Source organism: Spirillospora sp. CA-108201 (assembly GCF_050936235.1).
Classification (GTDB): domain Bacteria; phylum Actinomycetota; class Actinomycetes; order Streptosporangiales; family Streptosporangiaceae; genus Spirillospora.
In genome coordinates this window covers 9,494,706-9,520,400 of record NZ_JBNJNE010000001.1, presented here as the reverse complement: position 1 = coordinate 9,520,400, position 25,695 = coordinate 9,494,706, and the positions used below count along the sequence as shown (strand labels likewise).

17 protein-coding genes are annotated in these 25,695 nt (G+C 73.2%); 8 read left to right on the top strand and 9 right to left on the bottom strand.

The window, feature by feature from the left end; all coding sequences use genetic code 11:
* Positions 1 to 117 precede the first annotated feature (117 nt).
* From ACQEU6_RS45365 to ACQEU6_RS45330, 8 genes are all read right to left on the bottom strand, one after another.
* Positions 118 to 2,169 carry a bifunctional aldolase/short-chain dehydrogenase gene (locus ACQEU6_RS45365; RefSeq protein ID WP_499339991.1) on the bottom strand — a complete coding sequence of 684 codons (2,052 nt, stop codon included), beginning with the start codon at positions 2,167 to 2,169 and terminating at the stop codon, positions 118 to 120.
* Positions 2,170 to 2,234: 65 nt separating this feature from the next.
* On the bottom strand, positions 2,235 to 5,468 hold the full coding sequence (locus ACQEU6_RS45360; RefSeq protein ID WP_499339990.1) for a family 78 glycoside hydrolase catalytic domain: 3,234 nt from the start codon (positions 5,466 to 5,468) through the stop codon (positions 2,235 to 2,237).
* Positions 5,465 to 6,631 carry an L-rhamnose isomerase gene (gene rhaI / locus ACQEU6_RS45355; protein ID WP_499339989.1) on the bottom strand — a complete coding sequence of 389 codons (1,167 nt, stop codon included), beginning with the start codon at positions 6,629 to 6,631 and terminating at the stop codon, positions 5,465 to 5,467. The genes ACQEU6_RS45360 and rhaI overlap by 4 nt, the downstream gene beginning before the upstream one ends.
* A 29-nt stretch (positions 6,632 to 6,660) precedes the next feature.
* A complete protein-coding gene (locus ACQEU6_RS45350) occupies positions 6,661 to 6,990 on the bottom strand; it encodes an L-rhamnose mutarotase (protein WP_179847793.1) in 330 nt (109 codons plus the stop codon).
* A 7-nt stretch (positions 6,991 to 6,997) separates the two neighbouring features.
* The gene (gene rhaS, locus ACQEU6_RS45345) at positions 6,998 to 8,083 is read right to left on the bottom strand and encodes a rhamnose ABC transporter substrate-binding protein (RefSeq protein WP_499339988.1); all 1,086 of its coding nucleotides are present in this window, start codon (positions 8,081 to 8,083) and stop codon (positions 6,998 to 7,000) included.
* Positions 8,084 to 8,164: 81 nt separating this feature from the next.
* The gene (locus ACQEU6_RS45340) at positions 8,165 to 9,154 is read right to left on the bottom strand and encodes an ABC transporter permease (protein WP_499339987.1); all 990 of its coding nucleotides are present in this window, start codon (positions 9,152 to 9,154) and stop codon (positions 8,165 to 8,167) included.
* The gene (locus tag ACQEU6_RS45335) at positions 9,151 to 10,239 is read right to left on the bottom strand and encodes an ABC transporter permease (protein WP_499339986.1); all 1,089 of its coding nucleotides are present in this window, start codon (positions 10,237 to 10,239) and stop codon (positions 9,151 to 9,153) included. The genes ACQEU6_RS45340 and ACQEU6_RS45335 overlap by 4 nt, the downstream gene beginning before the upstream one ends.
* Positions 10,240 to 10,243: 4 nt before the next feature.
* A complete protein-coding gene (locus tag ACQEU6_RS45330; protein ID WP_499339985.1) occupies positions 10,244 to 11,782 on the bottom strand; it encodes a sugar ABC transporter ATP-binding protein in 1,539 nt (512 codons plus the stop codon).
* A gap of 301 nt (positions 11,783 to 12,083) precedes the next feature.
* Between ACQEU6_RS45330 and ACQEU6_RS45325 the strand changes: the two genes are divergently transcribed.
* Positions 12,084 to 13,166: a LacI family DNA-binding transcriptional regulator gene (locus ACQEU6_RS45325; protein ID WP_499339984.1), complete on the top strand. Its 1,083-nt coding sequence runs from the start codon at positions 12,084 to 12,086 to the stop codon at positions 13,164 to 13,166.
* A complete protein-coding gene (locus ACQEU6_RS45320; RefSeq protein ID WP_499339983.1) occupies positions 13,163 to 13,876 on the top strand; it encodes a (Fe-S)-binding protein in 714 nt (237 codons plus the stop codon). Before ACQEU6_RS45325 ends, ACQEU6_RS45320 begins: the two co-directional genes overlap by 4 nt.
* Positions 13,877 to 13,889: 13 nt before the next feature.
* On the opposite strand, the gene ACQEU6_RS45315 is transcribed toward ACQEU6_RS45320, so the two are convergent.
* Positions 13,890 to 15,098: an RNA-guided endonuclease InsQ/TnpB family protein gene (locus ACQEU6_RS45315; RefSeq protein WP_499339982.1), complete on the bottom strand. Its 1,209-nt coding sequence runs from the start codon at positions 15,096 to 15,098 to the stop codon at positions 13,890 to 13,892.
* A 152-nt stretch (positions 15,099 to 15,250) separates the two neighbouring features.
* On the opposite strand from ACQEU6_RS45315, the gene ACQEU6_RS45310 reads away from it, so the two are divergent.
* The 6 genes from ACQEU6_RS45310 to ACQEU6_RS45285 all read left to right on the top strand — a co-directional run bounded on the left by ACQEU6_RS45310 (position 15,251) and on the right by ACQEU6_RS45285 (position 25,692).
* Positions 15,251 to 16,672, top strand: coding sequence for a LutB/LldF family L-lactate oxidation iron-sulfur protein (locus tag ACQEU6_RS45310; protein WP_499340564.1), 1,422 nt, complete (start codon positions 15,251 to 15,253; stop codon positions 16,670 to 16,672).
* Entirely contained in the window at positions 16,669 to 17,289 is a 621-nt protein-coding gene (locus ACQEU6_RS45305) for a LutC/YkgG family protein (RefSeq protein WP_499339981.1), read from the top strand. Before ACQEU6_RS45310 ends, ACQEU6_RS45305 begins: the two co-directional genes overlap by 4 nt.
* A 103-nt stretch (positions 17,290 to 17,392) precedes the next feature.
* A complete protein-coding gene (locus tag ACQEU6_RS45300; RefSeq protein WP_499339980.1) occupies positions 17,393 to 18,826 on the top strand; it encodes a rhamnulokinase in 1,434 nt (477 codons plus the stop codon).
* A 252-nt stretch (positions 18,827 to 19,078) separates the two neighbouring features.
* Positions 19,079 to 22,012 (top strand): helix-turn-helix transcriptional regulator, encoded by a 2,934-nt coding sequence (locus tag ACQEU6_RS45295; RefSeq protein ID WP_499339979.1) that lies wholly within the window; start codon positions 19,079 to 19,081, stop codon positions 22,010 to 22,012.
* Positions 22,013 to 22,146: 134 nt separating this feature from the next.
* Positions 22,147 to 23,241 carry an alpha/beta hydrolase gene (locus ACQEU6_RS45290; RefSeq protein ID WP_499339978.1) on the top strand — a complete coding sequence of 365 codons (1,095 nt, stop codon included), beginning with the start codon at positions 22,147 to 22,149 and terminating at the stop codon, positions 23,239 to 23,241.
* A gap of 3 nt (positions 23,242 to 23,244) precedes the next feature.
* Positions 23,245 to 25,692 (top strand): GMC oxidoreductase, encoded by a 2,448-nt coding sequence (locus ACQEU6_RS45285; protein WP_499339977.1) that lies wholly within the window; start codon positions 23,245 to 23,247, stop codon positions 25,690 to 25,692.
* Positions 25,693 to 25,695: the final 3 nt, after the last annotated feature.

Here is a 25,695-nt window from a genome sequence, read left to right as displayed (position 1 = left end):
GGGCCCAACAGGGACGGCCGGCGGCCCGGGTGGGGACGGCGCGGACGCGGCGGGGTGAGCGCCGCGGCCGCGCGGTCCGGGCCGCCGGCCGGCCTTCTTCTTACGAGCGGGTCCTCCTCAGCGCAGGAACGCGGCGGCGACGCCGGCGTCGACGGGAACGTGCAGGCCGGTGGTGTGGGTCAGGTCCCCGCCGGTGAGGGCGAAGACGGCGGCGGCGACGTGCTCGGGCAGCACCTCGCGCTTGAGCAGCGTCCGCTGGGCGTAGAACTCGCCGAGCCTCTCCTCCTCGACGCCGTACACGGCGGCGCGCTTGGCGCCCCAGCCGCCGGCGAAGATCCCGGAGCCCCGCACGACCCCGTCCGGGTTGACCCCGTTGACGCGGACGCCGTGCTCGCCGAGCTCGGCGGCCAGCAGCCGCACCTGGTGCGCCTGGTCGGCCTTGGTCGCGCCGTAGGCGATGTTGTTCGGCCCGGCGAACACCCCGTTCTTGGACGAGATGTAGACGATGTCGCCGCCCATCCCCTGCTCGACCATGACGCGGGCGGTCTCGCGGGAGACCAGGAACGAGCCGCGCGCCATGACGTCGTGCTGGAGGTCCCAGTCGGCGGCGGTCGTCTCCAGCAGCGGCTTGGAGATGGACAGGCCGGCGTTGTTGACGACGAGGTCCACGCCGCCGAACGCCAGGACCGCCGCCCGGACGGCCGCGGCGATCTCGTCCTCGGAGGTCACGTCCGCGCCGGCGGCGACGGCGACGTCGGCGGCGCGGAGCGCGGCGGCGCCGATCTCGGCGGCGACCTTCTCGGCCGCCGCGAGGTCCCGGTCGGCGACGACGACGCAGGCGCCCTCGGCGGCGAGGCGGCGGGCGGTGGCCGCGCCGATGCCGGAGCCGCCGCCGGTGACGAGCGCGACGCGGGCCGCGAGGGGCCTGCTCGCCGGCATCCGGCGCAGCTTGGCCTCCTCCAGCTCCCAGTACTCGATGCGGAACTTCTCCGCCTCGTCGATCGGCGCGTACGACGACAGCGCCTCCGCGCCGCGCATCACGTTGATCGCGTTGACGTAGAACTCGCCGGCGACCCGCGCGGTCTGCTTGTTCGCCCCGAAGGAGAACATTCCGACGCCCGGCACCAGCACGATCGCCGGGTCCGCGCCGCGCATCGGCGGCGAGTCCGGGCCGGCGTGCCGGTCGTAGTAGGCGGCGTACTCCTCGCGGTAGGCCGCGTGCAGTTCCCTCAGGCGCGCCTTGGCGTCGTCGAGAGGCGCGTCCGGCGGCAGGTCCAGCACCATCGGCGCGACCTTGGTGCGCAGGAAGTGGTCCGGGCAGGACGTGCCGAGAGCGGCGAGCCGGGGGTGCTCGGCGCGGGACACGAAGTCCAGGACCGCCTCGCCGTCGGTGTAGTGCCCGACCTGCGGCCGGTCCGTGGACGCCAGGCCCCGGACGAGCGGGAACAGCGCGGCGGCGCGTGCGTGCCGCTCGTCCTCGGGCAGCGCCGGGTGGACGACCTCGCCGAACGGGTCGGACCTGCCGTGCTCGGCGATGTAGGCCTCCGCGGTGCGGATGATGTCGAGGGAGTTGGCCTTGCACTCCTCGCTCGTCTCGCCCCACGCGGTGATGCCGTGCCCGCCGAGGACCACCCCGATGGCGCCGGGGTTGGCGCGCTTGATCTCGGCGATGTCCAGGCCGAGCTGGAAGCCGGGGCGCCGCCACGGCACCCACGCCACCCGGTCCCCGAAGATCTGCCGCGTGAGCTCCTCGCCCTCGGCGGCCGTCGCGATCGCGATGCCGGAGTCGGGGTGCAGGTGGTCGACGTGCGCGGCCTCCACGAGGCCGTGCATGGCGGTGTCGATGGACGGCGCGGCGCCGCCCTTGCCGTGCAGGCAGTAGTCGAACGCGGCGACCATCTCGTCCTCGCGCTCGACGCCCGGGTAGACGTCCACGAGGGCGCGCATCCGGTCCAGCCGCAGGACGGCCAGGCCCTGCTCGGTGAGGGTGCCGAGGTCGCCGCCCGAGCCCTTCACCCACATCAGCTCGATGTCGCGGGCCGTCACGGGGTCGGTGACCGTGCCCTTCGCGGACGCGTTCCCGCCCGCGTAGTTGGTGTTGCGCGGGTCCGAGCCAAGGGTGTTGGCGCGTTCCAGCAGGTGCTCCACCTCGGGTGGAGTGGCGGTCATCGGATATCTCCTCATGTGGGTGCGCGGGTTCGTGGACGTGCGTGGGGTCATGGGCGTGCGTGGCCTCATGGACGTGCGTGGAAGGTGTAGGCGCCGGACGCGGCCTCCACCCGGACGACGCTCCCGGCCGGGCCCTGCCCGGCGCCGAGGACGCGCACGCCGCGGGCGGCGGTCAGCGGCCGGCCGCTCTCGCTGACCCGGTCCGCGGCCGCGGCGGGCAGTTCGATCTCGGCGGTGGCGCCGACGGGGACGCTCACGCGCAGGTCGAATCCGGAGCCGGACCTCGTCCAGCGGACCGCGACCGGGCCGTGCGGGGTGGGCGTGGAGCCGGTCACCGAGGTCAGGTCGCCGACCGGCTGCGGCGCGACCCTCACCCGGTCGAATCCGGGCGCGGCGGGCGTGATCCCGGCGAGGTCCTCGGTGAACCACTCGCCGATGGCGCCGCCGAGGAAGACGTGGTCGCGGGACCGCGAGTCCAGGTCCCAGCGCTCCCACAGCGTGGTGGCGCCGTTCGCGGCCCAGTACCCCCAGCCCGGGTAGGTGCGCTGGTCGGCGACGCGGTAGGCCAGGTCGCCGTGGCCGCGCCTGGTCAGCTCGGTCAGCAGGTACTTGGAGCCGAGCGCCCCGGTGTTGAGGTGGCCGCCGCGCTCCTCCACGTCCCGGACGAGCCGGTCGGTGACGGCCTTCTGCGCCTCCTGCGGCGCGAGCCCGAGGGCCAGGGCGAGCAGCGCGCTGGTCTGCCGGTAGCCGGGGTCGGACCTGGTGACGTAGGCGTCGCCGCGCAGGAACGCCTTGTTGAAGGCGTCCTTGGCGCGGGCGGCGGCGGCCCGGTACCGGGCGGCGTCGTCACCGTGCCCGAGGACCTCCGCCGCGTCGGCGATGATCATCGCGTTGGAGTAGGTGTAGGCGGTGCCGTGCAGGCGCCCGTCCTCGGGGGTGTTGCCGTTGTAGCCGGGGGCGAGGTAGTCGTTGAGGCTGCTCGGGTAGAGCCCCTCGCCGTCGGCGCGCTTGAGCCACCCGTCCAGGTACGCCCGCATCGCCGGGTAGCTCGCGGCGAGGACGTCGCGGTCGCCGTACCGCTGGTACATCTGCCAGGGGATCTCGGTGAGGGAGGCGTGCCACGGCGGCGCCTGGCCGTAGGAGCCGAGGCCCCAGCCGTTGTCGGGCACGATCCCCGGGACGGTCCCGTCGGGGCCCTGGCTGTCGCGGTGGTCGGTCATCCACTTGGCGAACAGCCGGCGCAGGTCGAAGCGGCCCATCTCCATCTCGGCCATGAGCTGCGCGTCGCCGGTCCACCCGTTCTTCTCGTACATCGGAGTGTCGGTCGGGATGCCGTGCCAGTTGTTCACGACGGTCTGCCGGGTGATGGTCTCCAGCGTGTTGAACAGGTCGTTGGAACTGCGGAACGCGCCGTTCGAGCGCAGGTCGCTGTGCACCTCGCGGCCGTCGAGGTCGTCGGCGGTGGGCGGCTCCCCCGGCCAGCCGGTCACCTGGACGTACTGGAAGCCCTTGTAGCTGTAGCGGGCCTCCCACGTCTCGGTCGTCCCGCGCCCGGCCAGGACGTACTCGTCGGTCTGGAAGCGTCCGGTGACCAGGCCGTTGGCGGACAGGACGGTGCCGTCGGCGTTGAGCCGCTCGCCGTACTTGAGGCCGACGGTCGCGCCCTTCGGGCCGCGGGTCCGGATGCGGGCCCACCCGGCGGTGTTGTGCGGCATCGCGAAGACGTACACGCCGGGCTTGGGGTTGGTGACCGCGACGGGCCGCAGGGTGCGGGCGACCTTGATCGGTTCGTGCTCCTCGGGGACCACGGTGGCGGTCGGGGCGGAGACGGTCGCCGCCCGCCTCCAGGATGAGGCGTCGAAGCCGGGGCGGTCCCAGCCGGGCTCCTCCTCGCGGGCGTCGTAGGTCTCGCCGCCGTAGAGGGAGTCGTAGCGGACGGGGCCCTCGGCGTAGCGCCAGCCCCCGTCGGTCGCGATCGTCTGGGTGGCGCCGTCGTCGTAGGTGACGACGAGCTGGGCCATCAGCCGCGGCTCGCCGGTCCACGGGGCGGCGTTCCAGTTCCAGGCGTTCTTCTGGGTCATGCCGTAGAAGCCGCGGCCGAGCCGCGCCCCGATCACGTTGCCGCCGCGCCGCAGCATGCGGGTCACGTCGCGGGTGACGTACTCGACGCGCTTGTCGTAGCGGACGAACCCGGGCTGGAGGACCTCGTCGCCGACGCGCCGGCCGTTCAGGCTCAGCTCGGCGTAGCCGCCGGCCGCCGCGTACAGCCGCGCCTTGGCGATCTTCTTGCCGGCGACGGTGAAGTCGCGGCGCAGGAGCGGCTCGGGGAGGGTGGGCTTCTCGGGGTTCACCTCGCCCCAGGGAGCGCCGCCCCAGGCCGCGAGCACCTTCGCCTGGGGCCAGGCCGCGTCGTCGTAGTCCGCGGCCTTCCAGTCCCCGGACGGTTCCTCGTTCGCGGCCCGCCAGGCCGCGCCGGTGTCGAACTGCTTCGGGTCCTGGCCGGGCAGTTCGAGTCGTCCGAGGAGCCCGGCGGGGCTGGCCTTGCCGTTGGTCGCCTTGACGGCGACGACGTTGCGGCCGGCCCGCAGGTGGCCGGCGACGTCGACGACGATGGGGCGGCGCCAGTTCTCCGCCGTGGGTTCGGGGTCGCGTCCCCCGACCTCGGCGCCGTTCACCCAGGCGGTGAACCCGTCGTCGGCGGTCATGACCAGGCGGGCGCCGTCCGGGACGGCGGCCAGGTCGAACGCGCCGCGCAGGTAGCGCGAGCCGGCGGGCGCCCCGGTCGCGGGGTCGCCCTCGGGGTACCAGATCCAGCTGGTGCCGCGCAGGTCGGGGGTGGAGGCGGCGTTCTCGGGGGCGCCGATCCAGGAGCCGCGCCAGCCGCCCGCGCCGAGCGCCGTCTCGAACCAGGTCGCCGCGCTCCAGCGCGTCCAGCGCCCGCGGGCGTCGGCGACCTTGACCCGCCAGGTGTAGCGGGTGGCGGGACTGAGCGCCGGGCCGCCGTAGCGCACGTCGTAGCCGCGCGCCGAGGCGACCGCGCCCGAGTCCCAGACGGCGCGGCCCCCGTCGGCGGCGACGGACAGCCGGTAGGCCGTCTGCCGCTGGCCGCGCTCCCCCGCGCTCAGCACCCATCCGAAGCGCGGCTGCGCGGCCGAGACCGCGTTCGGGGTCGTGGCGTGCTCGGTCTCCAGGCCGCCGACGCGCAGGGCGGCGCTCTCCACCGCGTGCGCGGGGACGGCCGCGACCAGGACGAGCCCGGAGGCCGCCGCGAGGACGGCGGGCCGGCGCGGCGTGCTCATGCGCCCCAACCGGCCGCCTGGCCGCCCTTGCGCTCCTCGGCGATCCGCTCGTAGTAGCCGGACGCCTTGTAGGCGGAGACCGGGTCCGGGTGCAGGCCCATCTCCTCGCGCAGCTCGGTGAGCAGCGGCCGGACGTCGGTGTTGTAGGCGTCCATGAACACGGCGTTCGCCTCCAGGACGTCGCCGGAGGCCTGCGCCGACCGCAGGGCGGCGGCGTCCACCAGGAGCGCCTTGGCGGTGGCCTCCTGGACGTTCATCACCGAGCGGATCTGGCCCTGGATCTTCGGCTCGATGTTGTGGCACTGGTCGAGCATGAACGCCACGCCCGTCTCGGCGTCGTAGCCGCCGCCGCGCACCACCTCGTACATGATCCGGAACAGCTGGAACGGGTCGGCGGCGCCCACCATCAGGTCGTCGTCGGCGTAGAAGCGGGAGTTGAAGTCGAACCCGCCGAGCTTCCCCTCGCGCAGCAGGAAGGCGACGATGAACTCGATGTTGGTGCCGGGCGCGTGGTGGCCGGTGTCCACGACGACCTGCGCCTTCGGGCCGAGCTTCAGGCAGTGCGCGTAGGAGGTGCCCCAGTCGGGGAGGTCGGTCGTGTAGAACGCCGGCTCGAACAGCTTGTACTCCAGCAGGAACCGCTGGTCGTCGCCGAGCCGCTCGTAGACGGCGGCGAGAGCCTCGGCCATCCGGTCCTGCCGGTCGCGGATGTCGTCCTGCCCCGGGTAGTTCGTGCCGTCGGAGAACCACAGCTTCAGGTCGCGGGACCCGGTGGCGTCCATGATGTCGACCGCCTCGAGGAGGTGGTCGAGGGCCTTGCGGCGGACGGCGGGGTCGGGGTTGGTGACGCTGCCGAGCATGTAGTCGTCGTCCTGGAAGACGTTGGTGTTCACCGCCCCGATCCGCACGCCCCGATCCTCGGCGTGGGCGGCCAGCGCGGCGTAGTCGTCCACCCGGTCCCAAGGGATGTGGATCGCCACCCGGGGCGCGACGCCGGTGAACCGGTGCACCTGCGCGGCGTCGTCGATCTTCTCCCGCGGCGTGCGCGGCACGCCCCGCTGGGCGAAGACCTTGAACCGCGTCCCCGAGTTCCCGTACGCCCACGAGGGAGTCTCGATCTGCTGGCGGCGCAGGGCGTCCTTCACCGCGCTGGTGTCGTTCACGCTTGCCTCTCTTCTTTCCGGTCACCTGGTCAGTCCAGGTGGAAGACCTCGGGGAGCGTCCGCATCCCCTCGTCGGGGCGGCCGTCGAGGTCCTCGAAAAACGGCGCCATCTCCGCCTGCCACCGCGCGTTCACCTCGGTGCGGGCCATCGCCTCCTGCGCGGCCTCGAAGTCGTCGGTCTCCAGGTAGCCGACGAGGAGGCCGTCCTCGCGCAGGAACAGCGAGTAGTTGTGCCAGCCGGTGTCGCGCAGAGCGCTGAGCATGTCGGGCCAGACCGCCTGGTGGCGCAGCTTGTACTCCTCCAGGCGGTCCTGCCTGACCTTCAGCAGGAAGCAGACGCGCTTCGTGCTTCCGGACATCTCAGAATCAGAAGTGGTACTGGTCGATGTTCTTGGCGTCGAACACCGTCGGCGGGCCGAGGATCACCTCTCCGTTGGCGCCGATCGAGCGCTCGCCGAGCTTGCCGGCCTTGAACTTCTCGCCCTGCGCGCCGGTGATCTGGCCCGAGGACAGCGCCGCCGCCGCGAACGCGGCGAGGTAGCCGAGGTTCTTCGGGTCCCAGAGCTCGAATCCCTTGACCGTGCCGTCCTTGACGAACTTGCGCATCTGGTCGGGGGTGCCGAGGCCGGTCAGCGCGACCTTGCCCTTGTACTTGGAGCCGGAGATGTAGCGGGCGGCGGCGGCGATGCCGACCGTCGTGGGCGAGATGATGCCCTTCAGGTTCGGGTACGCCTGGAGCAGGCCCTGGGTCTGCTGGAACGACTTCTGGTCGTCGTCGTCGCCGTAGGCCACCTTGACGAGCTTCATCTTGGAGTACTCGGGCTTCTTCAGCTCGTCCTGCATGAACTTGATCCAGGTGTTCTGGTTCGTGGCGTTCGCGGTCGCCGACAGGATCGCGATCTCGCCCTCGCTCCCGATCTGCTCGGCGAGCAGCTTGACCTCGCTGCGGCCGATCTCCTCCGAGCTGGCCTGGTTGATGAACACGTCCCGGCAGGCGGGGTTGGTGTCGGAGTCGTAGGCGACGATCTTGATGTTCTTGGACCTCGCCTGCTTGAGGGGCCCGCACACCGCGTTCTCGTCGTTGGCGGCGATGAGGATCGCGTCGTGGCGCTGCTGGATCAGCGTGTTGATGTAGGAGACCTGCGAGGACGCCGAGGCGTCGGACGGGCCGACCTCCTTGGCCTCGCCGCCGAACTCCTTGGCGGCCGCGATGCCTGCGTTGTCGACGATCGTCTCGTAGGGGTTGTTGACCTGCTTGGGCAGGAACGCCAGCTTCAGGCCCTTCTTCAGCGGCGCGTTCGGGTCCGCGGACGCGTTCCCCCCGGCCTTGGCGTCCCCCGAGCCGGACGCGGAGTCCTTGGTGGTCCCGCCGCAGGCGGCCAGGCTGAGGGCCAGGGCGCTCGCCGTGGCGACGGCCGCAAGCCGGCGCGGGGCGCGCATACGAATGGTCATCAGGGTGCCTTTCACAGTTCTGGTCGTGCTACGGGGTGGGTGGACGTGCGGCGGGGGGTCTCAGGGGGCGTGCGGTGGGAGTCAGGGTGCGGCGGCGGGGACCGCGGGTCTCGCGCCCCGCCGCCGGCCTCGGGCCTCGCGCGCCACGGCGATCAGCCGCGGCGTGAGGACGCTGATGATGAGCAGCAGGCCCGTGACGATCGACTGGACCTCGGTGGAGACGTCGTTGAGCATCAGCAGGTTGCGGAGCAGGCCGATGAGCAGCACGGCCGCGATGACGCCGCCGAGGGTGCCCTTGCCGCCGTCGAAGTCGACGCCGCCGAGCAGCACCGCCGCGATGACGGCGAGCTCCAGGCCGAGGCCGTTGTCGGCGCGGGCGCTGCCGTAGCGGAGCGTGTAGACGATCCCGGCGAACCCGGCGACGAGTCCGGACACCGCGAACAGGATCAGCTTGAGCCGCTTGACCCGGATGCCGGCGAAGTAGGCGGCGTCCTCCTGCGCGCCGATCGCGAACAGCGACCGCCCGACGCCGGTGGCGTGCAGGACGACGCCGGTGACGGCGGCGAGCACGGCGAACAGCGCGACCGGGTACGGGATCGGGGTGCCGGGGATGGAGGAGGTCGCGAGGTCGGTGTAGGCGGTGGGGAACTCCGAGATCGCGCCGGTGCCGAGCGTCACGTACGCCAGGCCCCGGTAGAGGGTCAGCGTGCCGATCGTCACGGCGAGGGACGGCAGCCCGAGCCTGGTCACCAGCAGGCCGTTCACCAGCCCGCAGACGATCCCGACGACCAGCACCAGCGGGATGATCATCTCGATGGACATGCCGCCGTCCCACAGCTTGCCGGTGAGGGCGCTGCACAACCCGAGGATCGAGGCGACCGACAGGTCCACCTGCCCGCACACGACCAGCAGCGTCATCGGCAGCGCGATCAGCGCGATCTCGCTGAGGTCGTCCAAGGCGAACGAGAGGTTGTCGTTGTTGGCGAAGTCCGGCGAGAACCCCGCGCCGCCCGCGAAGACCAGGACCAGCAGCGCGGTGACGGCGGTCTCCCACCGCATCAGGCGGCTCATGACCGTCCCTCCTTGCTCTGCGGCGCGGCGGCGCGGTGCGCGGCCGACGCCAGGGACCGCTGTTTCAGCGCCCGGGTGACGCGCAGCGCCAGCAGCCGGTCGACGCTGATGGCCAGCAGCAGCAGGACACCGGTGATCGCGTCCTGCCAGAACGAGTTGACCTTGAGCACCACCAGCACGCTGCCGATGGTGGTGAGCAGCAGCGCGCCGAGCGCGGCCCCGTACACGGTGCCGACGCCGCCGGTGATGGCGACGCCGCCGACGACGACCGCGCTGACGACCTTCAGCTCCCAGCCGTGCGCGGCGTCGGCGACGACGGTGCCGAACCGGGCGAGCCACAGCACCCCGGCGAGCCCGGCGAGGGCGCCGCTGACCAGGTAGGCGGTGAGGACGCGGCGCCGGATCGGCACGCCGGCGAGCATCGCGGCCTCCGGGCTGGACCCGATCGCGTAGTACTCGCGCCCGGAGGAGTAGGAGCGCAGGTAGTAGCCGACCCCGAGCATCACGACCACCGTGATGATCGGCAGGTAGGGGACGCCGAGGATCCCGTCGTTGCCGAGGCTCAGCACGGAGGACGGCAGGTCCGCCGCGCCGATCTGGTCGCCGTGCGCGACGCGGTAGTCGAGCCCCTGGATCACGTACAGCGTGCCGAGGGTGACGACGAGGGCGGGCACGCGGCAGAAGCTGACCAGCAGCCCGTTCACGAGCCCGCAGACCAGGCCGATGCCGACGCCCACCAGCACGACCAGCACGACGTTGCGGTCGCCGCCGGAGGCGAACTTCCCGGCGCTGAACGCGACGAGCCCGACGACGGACCCGACCGACAGGTCGATGTTGCGGGTGACGACGACCATGCTCTGCCCGACGGCGAGCAGCACCAGGATCGAGGCGTTGAGGAAGATGTCCTTGACGCCCTGGCCGGACAGGAACCGCGGGTTGGCGATCGTCGTGCCGAGCACGAGCACGACCAGCGCGCCGAGGATGCTCATCTCGCGGGCGCGCAGCACCATCTCGACGAGGCGGCGCCCGCCGCCCGGCGGGCCGCCCGACTCCGGCCTGGCCGGGGACTGGGTGAGGACGGTCATCGGCTCAGGCCGCCTTTCCGTTGCCGGGGCGGCCGGTCGCGGCGGCCATCACGCTCTCCTCGGTCGCGTCCGCGCGGGCGATCTGCGCGGTCAGCCGCCCCTCGTGCATGACGAGGATCCGGTCGGCCATGCCGAGCACCTCCGGCAGGTCGGAGGAGATCATCAGCACCGCCAGGTCCTGCGCGGCCAGCTCCGACAGCAGCCGGTGCACCTCGGCCTTGGTGCCGACGTCGATGCCGCGGGTCGGCTCGTCCACGATCAGCACGGCCGGCTCGGTGGCCAGCCACTTGGCGAGCACGACCTTCTGCTGGTTGCCGCCCGACAGGACGCCGACGGCGTCGCCGAGCCGCGCGTACTTCAGCTGGAGGCGCAGGCCCCAGTCGGCGGCGCGGTCCCGCTCCACCCTCCGGGAGATCAGGCCCCCGCGCCCGCTCTCGCGGCGCAGCGTCCGCAGCTGGGTCAGGCCCATGTTCCGCTCGATGGACATGTCCATGACGAGGCCCTGCTGGCGGCGGTCCTCGGGGACGAGCGCCAGCCCGGCCGACATCGCGGCCGTGGGGCTGCCCGCCGGGAGCGCGCGCCCGCCGACCTCGACGGTCCCGGCGTCCCAGCGGTCCACGCCGAAGACGGCGCGGGCGACCTCGCTGCGGCCGGCCCCGACCAGCCCGGCCAGCGCGACGATCTCGCCGCGGCGGACCTCGAAGGAGACGTCGGTGAAGGCGCCCTCGCGGGTCAGCCGGCTCACCTTCAGCGCGACCTCGCCGGGCGTCACGTCCTGCTTGGGGTAGAGCGCGTCGAGGTCGCGGCCCACCATCCGGCGGACGAGGTCGTCGGGGGTGATGTCGGCGACCATGTCGGTGCCGACGTAGGCGCCGTCGCGCAGCGTCGTCACCCGCCGGCACAGCTCGAAGATCTCCTCCAGCCGGTGTGAGATGAACAGCACCGCGCAGCCGTGCTCCTGGAGGTTGCGGGTGACGGCGAACAGGCGGGCGACCTCCTGGCCGGTGAGGGCCGCGGTCGGCTCGTCCATGATCAGCACCCGGGCGTCCCGGGAGATGGCCTTGGCGATCTCGACGACCTGCTGGTCGGCGATCGACAGCCCGCGTGCGGGCTGCTGCGGGTCCAGCGCGACGCCGAGCCGCTCGAACAGCCGAGCCGTCTCGGCGTGCATGGCGCGGCGGTCGATGCGGCCGAGCGCGCCGCGCGGCTGGCGCCCCATGAAGATGTTCTCCGCGACCGACAGGTCGGGGAACAGCGTGGGCTCCTGGTAGATCACCGCGACGCCGGCGGCCTGCGCGTCGGCGGGGCCGTGGAAGGCCGCCGGCTCGCCGTCCACCCGCACCTCGCCCGCGTCGGGCCGGTGCACGCCTGCGAACGTTTTTACGACCGTGGACTTGCCGGCGCCGTTCTCCCCCGCAAGGGCGTGGACCTCGCCCGCGTGGAGCTCCAGGGTGACCCCCTGCAGCGCGCGGACCGCGCCGAACGACTTACTCACGTTGACCAGTGCCAATGTCGGCGGCGCCGACCGGCCCGGTGCACCCATCGCGGCCCTCCTCGCGGGGGACGTCCGTAACGAACAGATGAAAAACGTTTTAACTAGATGTTGCGGAGGACGCTAGATGTGACCCGGAGCACCCGTCAAGAGGTGACCTCGCCCACACCCCCGCCCAATGCTGCGGAAAGCCCTTCCCCACAAGGGCCGGGGACATTCAGAATCCGCTCGCGGCCGGGACCGGCCGTCCCGGTCTCGCCGCCGATGGCCCCCGCCTTCGGGTTGACACGTTTTAATCGGATGACCCAAAGTGAGCGGCGACACACCAGCGGACGACTCGGGGGCACACAGATTGGGCGCAGACGACACCGGCCGCTCCGCGCCGCCGGGCCGGACGGTCGGCATCAAGCAGGTCGCGGCGCACGCCCGCGTCTCGCCGGGCACCGTGTCCAACGTGCTCAACCGGCCCGAACGCGTCGCCGAGGCCACCCGCGCCCGCGTCGAGCAGGCGATCCGCGATCTCGGCTTCGTCCGCAACGGCTCCGCGTCCACCCTGCGCGCCGGGCACAGCAGCACGATCGGGCTGATGGTCCTCGACCTCGCCAACCCGTTCTTCACCGACGTGGCGCGCGGCGTGGAGGACATCGCCAGCGAGCGCGGCTACGCGGTGATCCTGTCCTCCTCGGGCGAGTCGGACGAGCGGGAGCAGCGCAACCTGCGGGTGTTCGCCGAGCAGCGCGTCCGGGGCGTCCTGCTGACCCCGGTCGGCGACGACGGCGAGGCCGCCGACCGGCTGCGCGAGCGGAACGTCCCCGTGGTGCTGCTCGACCACCCGACGCCGCGCGCCAACCAGTGCTCGGTCGCCGTGGACGACGTCGCGGGCGGCGAGCTCGCGGCCGCCGAGCTGCTGGACGCGGGCGCCCGGACGCTGGCGCTGGTCACCGGGCCGGCCGTGCTGCGCCAGTGCGTCGACCGCCGCAAGGGCGCGCTGCGGGCGGTGCGCGCCGCCGGGCTCCCCCGGGACGCGATGCGCGAGGTCGCCGTGGGGGCGATGAACGCCCGGTCCGGGCAGGAGGCGGCCCGGCGGCTGCTGGAGGCGGGCCCGCCGCTGCCCGACGCGATCTTCTGCGCGAACGACCTGCTCGCGCTCGGCGTGCTGCGCGTCCTGCTCCAGGCAGGGATCAAGGTGCCGGATGACGTCGCGCTGATCGGGTACGACGACATCGAGTTCTCGGCCGCGGCCGCCGTCCCGCTCAGCTCGGTGCGGCAGCCCACCTACCAGCTCGGCAGGATCGCGACCGAGCTGCTGCTGGAGGAGTGCGACGAGACGGGCGGGCACGCCCACCAGCAGGTGATGTTCCAGCCCGAGCTGGTCGTCCGCGAGTCCAGCCGCTCCGCCCTGGGCGGCCCCGCCCCCGGGAGGCAGGCACTGTGAGAGTCGCGCTGTTCCTCACCTGCGTCAACGACACGATGTATCCGGGGACGGGCCGGGCGGTGGTGCGGCTGCTGCGGCGCCTCGGCCACGACGTCGAGTTCCCCGAGTCGCAGACGTGCTGCGGGCAGATGCACCTCAACACCGGCTACCGGCGGCAGGCGCTGCCCCTGGTGAAGGGGTTCGCGGAGACGTTCGAGCCCTACGACGCGATCGTGACGCCGTCCGCGTCCTGCGGGGCGATGATCCGCGACTGGCACCCCCGGCTCGCCCCGCGCGCCGCCGGGGTCGCCTCCCGCGTCCACGAGCTGACGGAGTTCCTGGTGGACGTCCTCGGCGTCACCGACGTCGGCGCGTACTACCCGCACCGCGTCACCTACCACCCCACGTGCCACTCGCTGCGGATGCTGCACGTCGGCGACCGCCCGCTGCGGCTGCTGCGCGAGGTCCGCGGCATCGACCTGGTCGAACTCCCGGACGCGGCCGAGTGCTGCGGGTTCGGCGGGACGTTCGCGCTGAAGAACGCCGAGGTGTCGGCCGCGATGTGCGCCGACAAGGTCACCGCCGTCCGGGCGACCGGGGCCGAGGCGCTGTGCGCGGCGGACAACTCCTGCCTGATGCACATCGGCGGCGCCCTGACCCGCACCCGCGCCGGGGTCCGCACCGTCCACCTGGCCGAGATCCTCGCCTCGACGGAGGAGGAGCCCGCTTGACTGCTTTCCCTGCCTATAACCGGGGAACTCCAGCGGTCGCCCGCTGGGTTTCCTGCTTCACCGACGACCGCCTCGTCCGGGAGGTGTCCCGGTGAGGTCTTACACCGTCTCCACAGGCGGACACCGCCAGCCCGGCGGCCAGGATGTTGCGCGCCGCGTTCACGTCGCGGTCATGCATACTGCCGCAGCCGCACGTCCATACGCGGACGTGGAGCGGCAGCGTCCCGCGGACCGCGCCGCAGTCCCCGCACAGCTTGGAGGAGGGGAACCAACGGTCGATCACGACCAGGTCGCGGCCGTACCAGGCGCACTTGTACTCAAGCATGAAGCGCAGTTCCCGCCACGCCGCATCCGAAATGGCGCGGGCGAGCGTGCGGTTCTTGAGCAGGTTGCCGACAGCGAGGTCTTCGATCACGACCGTTTGGTTCTCACGGACGAGACGCGTCGACAGCTTGTGCAGCAGGTCGCGGCGCCGGTCGGCGATCCGCGCGTGCACGCGGGCCACCTTGCGGCGGGCCTTGTCCCGGTTCGCCGAGCCGGGGGCTTTGCGGGCCAGACTGCGCTGCGCTTTGGCCAGGCGGACGCGGTCACGGCGCTCGGGCCGGGGGTTGGCGATCTTCTCCCCGGTCGACAGGACCACCAGCGAAGTGATCCCGGCGTCCACCCCGACCGCCGCGTCCGTGGCGGGAGCGGTGGGGACGGTGTCCTTGCACAGCATCGAGACGAACCAGCGGCCCGTGCTGTCGCGCGACACCGTCACCGAACTCGGCTCGGCCCCCTCGGGCAGCGGACGCGACCAGCGGATGTCCAGCGGCGCGGCCATCTTCGCCAGGGTGAGGTGCCCGTCGCGCCAGGTGAAGGCGCTGCGGGTGTACTCGGCCGACGCACGCGACCTCTTGCGCGACTTGAACCGCGGGTAGGCGGCGCGCTTGGCGAAGAAGTTGGCGAACGCCGTCTGGAGATGCCGCAGCGCCTGCTGCAGCGGAACGCACGACACCTCCGACAAGAAGGCGAACTCCGCGGTTTTCTTCCATTGCGTCAGCGTGGCCGACGACTGCACATAGGAGATCCGGCGCCGCTCCCCACACCAGGCTCGCGTGCGCTCCTCCAGCGCCTTGTTGTACACCAGCCGGACGCAGCCGAACGTGCGCGACAGCTCGGCCGCCTGCTCGTCGGTCGGGTAGAAGCGATACTTGAACGCCCGCATGACCTGCCGCGCCACGTTTCAAACCCTAGCGGCCTCGGCGTGATCCAAGAGTGCATTCGGCTTTCCTTGTCCTGCGCCGCAGGGAGTTTCTTCCTCCCTGGCCGGAAGGCGGGGGAATCCATGAAGGGACACCGATGACCCCGCAGGCGATGCCGACCTATCTCGGGATGCCGTCGTTTCCGGAGGCGGCGCGCCGCGCGGTGGCGGACGCGCGGCTGCGCGGGAACCTCGCGCACGCCACCACCACGATCCGGGGACGCCGCGCCGCCGCCGTGGCGGAGCTGGACGACTGGCCCGCGCTCCGCGAGGCGGGCAAGCAGATCAAGGACCATGTCCTGGCGAACCTCGGCCACTACCTGCGGCTGCTGGAGGAGCGGGTCGCCGAGGCCGGCGGGACGGTGCACTGGGCCCGCGACGCGGCCGAGGCGAACCGGATCGTCGCGGACCTGGTGAAGGCGACCGGCGAGACCGAGGTCGTCAAGGTCAAGTCGATGGCGACGCAGGAGATCGGCCTCAACGAGTTCCTCGCCGAGGAGGGGATCACCGCCTACGAGACCGACCTGGCGGAGCTGATCGTCCAGCTCGGGGACGACCGGCCGTCGCACATCCTCGTCCCGGCCATCCACCGCAACCGCTCCGACATCCGCGACATCTTCCTGCGCGCGATGGAGGACGCGCCGGAGGGGCTCACCGACGCCCCCGCCGAGCTGGCCGAGGCGGCGCGGCGGCACCTGCGCGCCAAGTTCCTGTCGGCGAAGGTCGGGGTGTCGGGCGTGAACTTCGCCGTCGCCGACACCGGCACGCTCGTCGTGCTGGAGTCGGAGGGCAACGGCCGGATGTGCCTGACGCTCCCCGAGACGCTCATCTCGGTGATGGGCGTGGAGAAGCTCGTGCCGAGCTGGCGGGACCTGGAGGTGTTCCTGCAGCTGCTGCCCCGCTCGTCCACCGCCGAGCGGATGAACCCCTACACCTCGACCTGGACGGGCGTGTCCCCCGGCGACGGTCCCCGCGACTTCCACCTCGTCCTGCTGGACAACGGCCGCACCGCCACCCTGGCCGACGAGGTCGGCCGGCAGGCGCTGCGCTGCATCCGCTGCTCGGCGTGCCTGAACGTGTGCCCGGTCTACCAGCGCGCCGGCGGCCACGCCTACGGCTCGCCCTACCCCGGGCCGATCGGCGCGATCCTGTCCCCGCAGATCAGGGGCATCGGCTCGGAGGTGGACGCGTCGCTGCCGTACGCGTCGACGCTGTGCGGGGCCTGCTTCGAGGCGTGTCCCGTCGCCATCGACATCCCGGAGGTGCTCGTGCACCTGCGGGCCCGCGCCGTCGAGAAGGGTCCCCGCCACCCGCTGGAGCGGGTGGCGATGACGGCGGCCGGGTGGACGCTGCGCTCCCCCACCCGGCTCGCCCTCGCGCAGCGCGCCGCGTCCGCGAGCCGCCGCGCCGTGGCGCGCGGCGGCCGGATCCGCCGGCTGCCCGGGCCGCTCGGCGCCTGGACCGAGACGCGGGACGCGCCCGCGCCGCCGCCCGAGTCGTTCCGCGCCTGGTGGGCCCGGACCGGCGGCGGGCGCGAGGAGGGGGAACGGTGAACGCGCGCGAGGAGATCCTGCGCCGGATCGAGCGGGCGGCGCCCGCCCGCCCGGCCGCCGAGGTCGCGGCCGCCTACGGCCGGATCGACCGCGGCTACCGGCGCCGCCACCACGAGGACGCGATCCTCGACCTGTTCGCCGAGCGGGTCGCCGACTACCGCGCGACCGTCCTGCGCGTCGCCGCGTCCGAGGTCGCCGCGACCGTCGCCGAGCGGCTCGCGGCCCGCCCCGGCGCCTACGGCGTCCCCTCCGGCCTGCCGGAGGAGTGGACGTCCGCGGCGGGCGCGGAGCTCGTGCGCGACCCGTCGGCCGCCTCCCTCGACGGTCTGGCGGGGGCGGTCACCGGCTGCGCGGCCGCGATCGCGGAGACGGGCACGATCGTGCTCGACCACACCGCCGGGCAGGGGCCGCGCGCCCTGTCGCTCGTCCCCGACTACCACCTGATCGTCGTGCTCGCCGGCCAGGTGGCCGCCGACGTGCCCGAGGCGCTGGAACGGCTCGATCCGCGGCGCCCGCTGACGTTCGTGTCGGGCCCGTCCGCGACGAGCGACATCGAGCTGTCGCGGGTGGAGGGCGTGCACGGGCCACGGACTCTGGAGGTACTGGTCCTCACATGAGCGAAGCGAACCGGGGGGTGTGGGGGGTCGCCCCCTCACAGGGACACAGCATGAGCGAAGCGAACCGGGGGGCGTGGGGGGTCGCCCCCCACAAGGACACAGCATGAGCGAAGCGATGTTCGCGGCCGTCGATCTCGGGGCGTCCAGCGGGCGGGTGATGGCCGGGCGCGTCGGGCCCGGCACCCTCGCCCTAGAGGAGATCCGCCGCTTCCCCAACCGGCCCGTCCGGGTCAACGGCACCCTGCACTGGGACATCCTCGGCCTCTACGGCAACGTCCTCGACGGGCTGCGCTCCGCCCCCCGCGGCCTGGCCTCGGTCGGCATCGACTCCTGGGCCGTCGACTACGGGCTGCTGGACGAGCGCGGCGCCCTGCTCGGCAACCCCGTCCACTACCGCGACGCCCGCACCGACGGCGTGATGGAGCGGGTGCGCGCCGAACTGGGCGAGGACCTCCTCTACCAGTCCTCCGGCCTGCAGTTCCTCCCGTTCAACACGATCTACCAGCTCGCGGCCGACGACCTGTCCCGGGCCGCGACGCTGCTGCTCGTCCCCGACCTGCTGGCCTACTGGCTCACCGGGGAGATCGGCGCCGAGCGCACGAACGCCTCCACCACCGGGCTGCTGGACGTCCGCGGCGGCGGCTGGTCCGCGGACCTCATCGCCCGGCTGGGGCTCCCCGCGCGGATCTTCCCGCCGCTGCACGACCCCGGCGCGGACATCGGGACCCTCCGCGCGGACGCGGCGGCCGAGACCGGCCACGGCGCCCTGCGCGTCACGGCCGTCGGCTCGCACGACACGGCCTCCGCCGTAGCCGCCGTCCCCGCCGCCACCGACCGCTTCGCCTACATCTCGTGCGGCACCTGGTCGCTGGTCGGCGTGGAACTGGACGCCCCCGTGCTGACCGAGGAGAGCCGCAAGGCCAACTTCACCAACGAGGGCGGTCTCGACGGGACCGTCCGCTACCTGCGCAACGTGATGGGCCTGTGGCTGCTCCAGGAGTCCCTGCGGACCTGGGGCGAGGCGGACCTGCCGGCCCTGCTCGCCGCGGCCGGGGACGTGCCCGGCCTGCGCTGCCTCATCGACCCCGACGACCCCGAGTTCCTGCCGCCCGGCGACATGCCGGGCCGCATCGCCGCGCACTGCCGCCGCCGCGGCCTGCCCGAGCCGGCCACCCCCGCCGAGACCGTGCGCTGCATCCTCGACAGCCTCGCCCTCGCGCACCGCGTCACGCTCCGCCAGGCGGCGCGCCTGTCGGGGCGGGAGATCGACGTCGTCCACCTGGTGGGCGGCGGCAGCCGCAACGAGCTGCTGTGCCGGCTGACCGCCGACGCCAGCGGGCTGCCGGTGGTGGCCGGGCCCGTCGAGGCGACCGCTTTCGGCAACGTCCTCGCGCAGGCCCGCGCGCACGGCGCCGTCGCGGACCTGGCCGAGGCGCGCGGCCTGGTCGCCGCCACCCAGGACCTGCGGCGCTACACCCCGTCGGGCGACGAGGCCCGCTGGAGCGAGGCCGCCGCCCGCCTCGGTCTGGAGGGCTGACCCGGCGGCGGAATGTCACGGTCCCGGGACGCTTTACCCTCCCGATGTTGACATGGGACGCGCCAGGGCCGTTCATAGCTATGTACATACGGTCCGGAGGACGCCGTCGCGGGCGGGCAAGACGCAGGCAGGGCGTGTTGTCCTGCCTTATTGACGTTCCACCCGATAAGGTAAACCCCGCTCGTTCAGAGGTACCACAACAAGAAGCATGGTCACGGCGTATCGGCCGCCTGTCGCTGTTGGGGTGTGGACATGGAGGGTCGCGCGGCCCATGCCGCCGAGGGTCCCGGCAACGCTCCGCTGGTGGGGCGCAGGGACGCGCTGCGGAAGATCGACCGCGCCCTCGACGCGGTCGAGGGCGGCTACGGCCTCGTCGCGCTGGTCGGCGAACCCGGCGCCGGCAAGACGCGGCTGCTGAACGAGCTCGCCGACGGGGCGAACGCCCGCAAGCTGCCGTTCGCGGCGGGGCGCGCGGCCGAGTTCGAGCAGGAGATGCCGTTCGGCGCCGTGGTCGACGCGCTCGACGACCGCCTCGAAGAGCACGTCCTCGACCTGCCGCCGGCCGCGCTGCGCCTGCTCGGCACGGTGTTCCCCGCGCTCGCCGACCTGTCCGGCGACCCGCCCGCGGCCTCACCCGAGTCGCGGGTGGCGCGCTACCAGCTGCACCGCACCGTCCGGCACCTGCTGGAGGCGCTGGCCGAGCCGTCCGGGCTGGTGCTGATCCTGGACGACCTCCACTGGGCCGACGACGCGACGATCGAGCTGCTGGACCACCTGGTCCGGCATCCGCCGCGGGCCCGGGTGCTGCTGGCGGTCGCCTACCGCCCCGCGCAGGCGTCGCCGCGGCTCGCGGCGCTGGTGGACGCGGCGGGCCCGCAGGGCGCGCGGGTGGCGGTCGATCCGCTCTCCCAGAGCGAGGTCCGCGAGTTCCTCGGCCCGGACGTCGGCCGCGCCCGGTGCGAGGCCCTGTTCAAGGCCAGCGGCGGCAACCCGTTCTACCTTGAGGCGCTGGCCAAGATGGCGGGCGGGACCGCGCCCACGGCCGGTACCGGCCTGGACCGGCACTGGGAGAAGGGCGTCGCGAACCTGACCGAGGTGCCGCCGGCGGTGCGGGCGGCGCTGCAGGTCGAGCTGAGCGCGCTGCCGCCGCGGGCGCTGCTGATGGCCCAGGGCGCCGCGGTGGCCGCGGACGTGTTCGAGCCCGCGCTCGCCTCGGTCGCGGCGGAGATGGAGCAGAACGCCGCGCTCGCCGCCCTGGACGTGCTGACCGGCCACGACGTGGTGCGTCCCGCGCCCGGCGGCCGGTTCCGGTTCCGGCATCCCCTGGTGCGGCACGTCGCCTACGCCTCGACGGCGGCGGGCTGGCGGATCGCCGCGCACTCGCGGGTGTCGGAGCGGCTGGCCGAGCTGGGCGCCTCGGCGTCCGTGCGCGCCCACCACGTGGTGCGGTCGGCGCGTTTCGGCGACGCGGAGGCCATCCGGACGCTGCTGGAGGCCGCCCGCGCCGTCGCGCAGCAGGCGCCCGCGACCGCCGCGTACTGGCTGCAGGCGGCGCTGGACCTGATGCCCGGCACCGGCGACGCCGCCTACCCCGACCGCGTGGAGCTGCTGGTCGAGCTGGCCCAGGTGCAGGCCGTCAGCGGGCACGCCGAGGAGGGCCGCGAGACCGCCCGCGCGCTGCTGGGGCTGCTGCCCCAGGACGACACCGTCCGGCGCGCCCGCACCGTGCACATGTGCGCGATCATGGAGCGGCAGCTCGGCCGGATCCACGAGGCCCGCGCCCTGGTCCTGGACGAGCTGCGCCGCAGCACCGACCGGCAGACCCCCGAGGCGGTGCTGCTGCGGATCCGGCTCGTCGCCGACCGGATCCAGCGGATCGACACCCGCGGCTCGCACGCCATCCTGGAGACCATCCCCGACAGCGCCCCCGGGTGGGGCCCCGGCCTGACGGCGGCGGTCGCGGCGATGCGCCCGATGGTCGCCTACGGGCGCGGCGAGATCGCGGAGGCGATCGACCGCGCCCGGACCGCCGACCGGCTGTTCTCCGCGGCGTCCGACAACGACTTCGCCGACTGCCTGGACTGCTTCGCCTGGCTGGTGTTCGCCGAGTCGTTCCTCGGCATGTACGACGAGGCGCTGCGGCACGCCGAGCGGCTGGTGTCGATCACCCGCACGACCGGGCAGACGTTCGTGCTCGGCTACATGCTGTCCGGGCAGTCGCGCATCCTGGCCCAGATGGGGAGGCTGGAGGAGGCCGCCGCCGTCGCCGACGAGGCGACCGCGGTCGGCCGCGACCTGCGCTCGCAGGAGGTGCTGGCCTACGGGCTGATCCAGCAGTGCCTGACCGCGTCCTGGACGGGCGACCACGAGCGGGCGCTGCGGGCCGGCGACGAGGCCGTCGCCAACGACACCGGGTCGGGCGAGTGGTGGACGCACATGGCGCACGTCGCCCGCGCCATCGCCGTGATCAACGAGGGCCGGCTGGAGGAGGGCGCCACCGCCCTGATCGCCGCCTGCGGCGACGGCACCCTCGGCCTGGACTTCAGCACGCTGGTGATCTGCGCGGAGGCGCTGGCGTCGGTCCGCGCCGCGCAGGAGAACACCGCCGACGCCGCGAACTGGGCCGACATCGCCGAGGCGATCACCGACCCGCTGCTGACCGGCGACGCCGGCCTGGCCCGGCTGACCCGCGCGCACGCGCTCCGGCACGCCGACCCGGCCGGGTCGGCGGCGCTGGCGGCGGAGGCCGCCGACCTGCTCGCCAAGGCCGGTCGGCGACCCGAGGCGGGCCGCGCCGAACTGGCCGCCGGGCTCGCGCACGCCGCCGCCGGCGACCGCGCCCGGGCCCGGGACCGGCTGCGCGCCGCCGCGGAGGTCTTCGAGTCGTGCGGGATGAAGGGGCTGCTGGCGCAGGTCGTCCGCGAGCAGCGCCGGCTCGGCGTCCGGGTGCCCACCCCCGGGACGCCGGCGAGGAGCGCCAAGGGCAGGAAGGACCTGCCGTTCGGGCTCTCCCCGCGCGAGCACGAGATCGCGCTGCTGGTCGCCGAGGGCAACAGCAACCAGCAGATCGCCGAGCGGCTGTACCTCAGCGTCCGGACGGTCGAGACCCACCTCTCCCGCGTCTTCGGCAAGATCGGCGTGTCCTCCCGGGTCGGTGTCGCGACCGCGATGAACCGTTCCGAGTAGATCCGACTCTTACTTCACGTACGTCCCGTACGTCGAGCGGGTGCGCCCGCACCCGTAAGTACGGGTTCTCCACGATGCCGCGACGATATTCGCGTTTGGCAGGGTTGGAGCGTCAGGAAGCGGAGGAGATGGACATGGAGCAGCAGCGGATCGCGCGCTTCACGCACGCGGGCGTCGCCGACGCCGAGGTGTCCGCGCACCCCTTCGCGACCGATGACGGCCTCGGCCTGAACCTGACCCGGTTCCGGCGGAGCGACTGCGACGACGTCGTCCTCCTCGTGCACGGGCTGACCACGTCCAGCGACATGTACATCATGCCGGAGCACGCCAACCTGGTGAACCACCTGCACGACGCCGGATTCGGCGACGTCTGGGCGGTCGACCTGCGGATCAGCGGCCGCTTCCCCTACAACGCCGAGGCCACGCGCCACGATCTGGACGCCATCGCGCTCCACGACCATCCGGCGGTGCTCGCCGAGCTCCGGCGCCACGTCGGGGACCGGCGGGTCCACGTGATCTCCCACTGCGTGGGCGCGATCTCGTTCTCGATGGCGCTGTTCGCCGGCACCGTCACCGGCGTCACCAGCCTGGTCTGCAACAGCGTCTCCCTCACCCCGCGCGCCCCGCGCTGGTCGAGGATCAAGCTCGGATACGGGCCGGCCCTCATGGAGTACGTGCTCGGGCCCTGCCACCTGGACCCCCGGTACGCGAACGCTCCGGTGCTGACGCGCGGCTGGATGCTCGCCAAGGCCGTCGCCCCGTTCCACCGCGAGTGCGGCGAGCCCGCCTGCCACATGCTCAGCTTCATGTGGGGCGGCGGGAAACCGATCTTCACGCACGCCAAGATGTCGCCGGTCACGCACGGGCGGCTGCCCGACCTGTTCGGGGCCTGCAACGTCAACTACTACCGGCACCTCCACGCGATGGTGAAGGCCGGCCGCGCGGTGAAGCACCGCTCCCGCGATCCCCGTTCCGCCGCGCTGCCGGACGACTACCTGTCGCGCGCCGCCGCGGTCACGACGCCGATCCTGTTCCTCACCGGAGACCGCAACCACGTGTTCACCGATTCCAACATCGTCTGCCACCGCACGCTGGAGAAGATCACTCCCGGGCTGCACGAACTGGCGGTCCTGCCCGGCTACGGCCACCAGGACCCGTTCATGGGCGCCTCCTCCGCCACGGAGGTCTTCCCGCAGGTCGTGGACTTCCTCAAGCGCAAGGCGGGCTGAGCGATGACCGGAGGCAGCGGCGCGGCCGAGCACGTCGACGCGGTGGTGGTCGGATCCGGATTCGGCGGGTCCGTCACCGCGTACCGGCTGGCGGAGGCCGGGCAGCGGGTCGTGCTGCTGGAGCGCGGGCAGCCGTACCCGCCCGGCAGCTTCCCCCGCTCCCCCGCCGAGATGGGCCGGGCGTTCTGGGACCCGGCCGCCGGGCTGTACGGGATGTACGACGTGTGGGGGTTCAAGGGCTGCGACTCGGTCGTGTCCGCCGGCCTCGGCGGCGGGTCCCTGATCTACGCGAACGTGCTGCTGCGCAAGGACGAGCACTGGTTCGTGCACGACCGGCCGGCGGCCGCCGGGGGGCACGCGCCGTGGCCGGTCTCGCGCGCCGACCTGGACCCGCACTACGACGCCGTCGAGCGCATGATGGGCGCGACGCCGTACCCGCTGGACCAGGTCCCCTACGACGACACCCCGAAGACGCACGCGATGCAGGACGCGGCGGCCGAGCTCGGCCTGCACAGCACGCTGCCGCCGCTCGCGGTCAGCTTCGCCGCCGAGCCGGGCGGCGCGCCCGGGGTGAGCCTGCCGATCATCGACCCGGCGTACGGCAACCTGCACGGCGCCCGCCGCCGGACGTGCAAGCTGTGCGGCGAGTGCGACATCGGCTGCAACGAGGGCTCCAAGAACAGCCTCGACCACAACTACCTGTCGGCGGCGGCGCACCACGGCGCCGACATCCGCACCTCCCACGAGGTGAAGGCGATCCGTCCGCGGCCGGGCGGCGGGTACGAGGTCGACTACGTCCACCACACCGACCTGACCGCCAAGAAGCGCCGGCCGCCCGTCCGGACGATCACGTGCGACCGGCTGGTGCTGGGCGCCGGCACCTACGGCACCACGTACCTGCTGCTGAAGTCGCGCAAGGCGTTCCCCGGCCTCAGCTCCGCGCTCGGCACCCGGTTCTGCGGCAACGGCGACCTGCTGACGTTCCTGCTGCGCGCCAAGGACCGCAACCGGGTCCGGCCGCTGAACGCCAGCCGCGGACCGGTGATCACCACGGCGATCCGGCTGCCGGACGACCTGGACGGCGTGCCCGGCGCGGGCCGCGGCGCCTACATCCAGGACGGCGGCTACCCCGGGTTCACCGACTGGATCGTGAACGGCTTCGACGTCCGCGGCGAGTTCGAGCGCGCCGTCGAGTTCCTGTGGGGCCGCTTCCGGGAGTTCTTCAAGGACGCGCCGGACACCAACCTGTCCAAGGAGCTGTCGGACCTGATCGGCGACGGGGCGCTGACGGTCAGCTCGCTGCCGCTGCTCGGCATGGGCCGCGAGACCGCCGACGGGCGGCTGCACCTCAAGGACGGCCGGCTCACGGCCGACTGGAACGCCCGGACCAGCGAGGAGCTGTTCAACCGCGTCCGCAAGACGATGCAGGGGATCGCGGACGTGCTCGGCGCCGACTACGCCGACAACCCGATGTGGTTCCGCAAGCGCATCATCACCGTCCATCCGCTGGGCGGCGCCCCCATGGGCGACCACCCGGACGAGGGCGTCTGCGACGCCTTCGGCGAGGTGTTCGGGTTCCCGGGCCTCTACATCGCCGACGGGGCGGCGATGCCCGGCCCGGTGGGCCCGAACCCCTCGCTCACCATCGCCGCGCAGGCCGACCGGCTGGCCACCCGGCTGCTGGAGAAGACGTCCGCCCGCCGGGGGGCGGGGGGACCGACCGCCCCGCCTGCCACGGGGGCCGAGCCGGCCGGGGGATCCGGCTCGCCAGGCGGGGCGGGGAACGGCTCGGCGTACGGCCCGGTCTCGGGGAGCCACGGCGGGTCACGGGGACCGTCCACCGTGGCGGCGGGCCGTACGTCGCTGTCGTTCACCGAGGAGATGAAGGGGTTCGTCACCTACGGCGAGAGCGACACGCGGATCGGCGAGCTGGCCGAGGGGCGCCGGCCGCTGTCGTTCCGCCTGACGATCACCGCGGCGGACACCGACCGCTTCCTGGCCGAGCCCGACCACGAGGCGACGGCCGCCGGCTGGGTCGACGCGACCGGGCACGGGGGGCGCCGCCCGGTCGAGCGGGGCGCGTTCAACCTGTTCGTCGTGGACGGGCCCGAGGACCGGCGGCTGATGAAGTACCGGCTGTTCTACCGCGACGGCGAGGGGCGGCGGCGCACGCTGAGCGGGCACAAGAACGTCCTGCACGGGCCGCCGACGCGGATCTGGCCGGACACCTCCACCCTCTACGTGCGGCTGCTGGACGGGTACGTCGCCGAGGACGAGGAGGACGGCGCGCAGGTCGTCGCGGCCGGCGTGCTGCACATCCAGCTGACCGACTTCGCGCGGCAACTGACGACCTTCCGCACGACGGGGCCGGGCGGGGCGGGCAGACTGCTCGACTTCGGCAGGTTCTTCGCCGGGGAGCTGTGGGAGGTCTACGGTCCCGACCCCGCCTGAGGG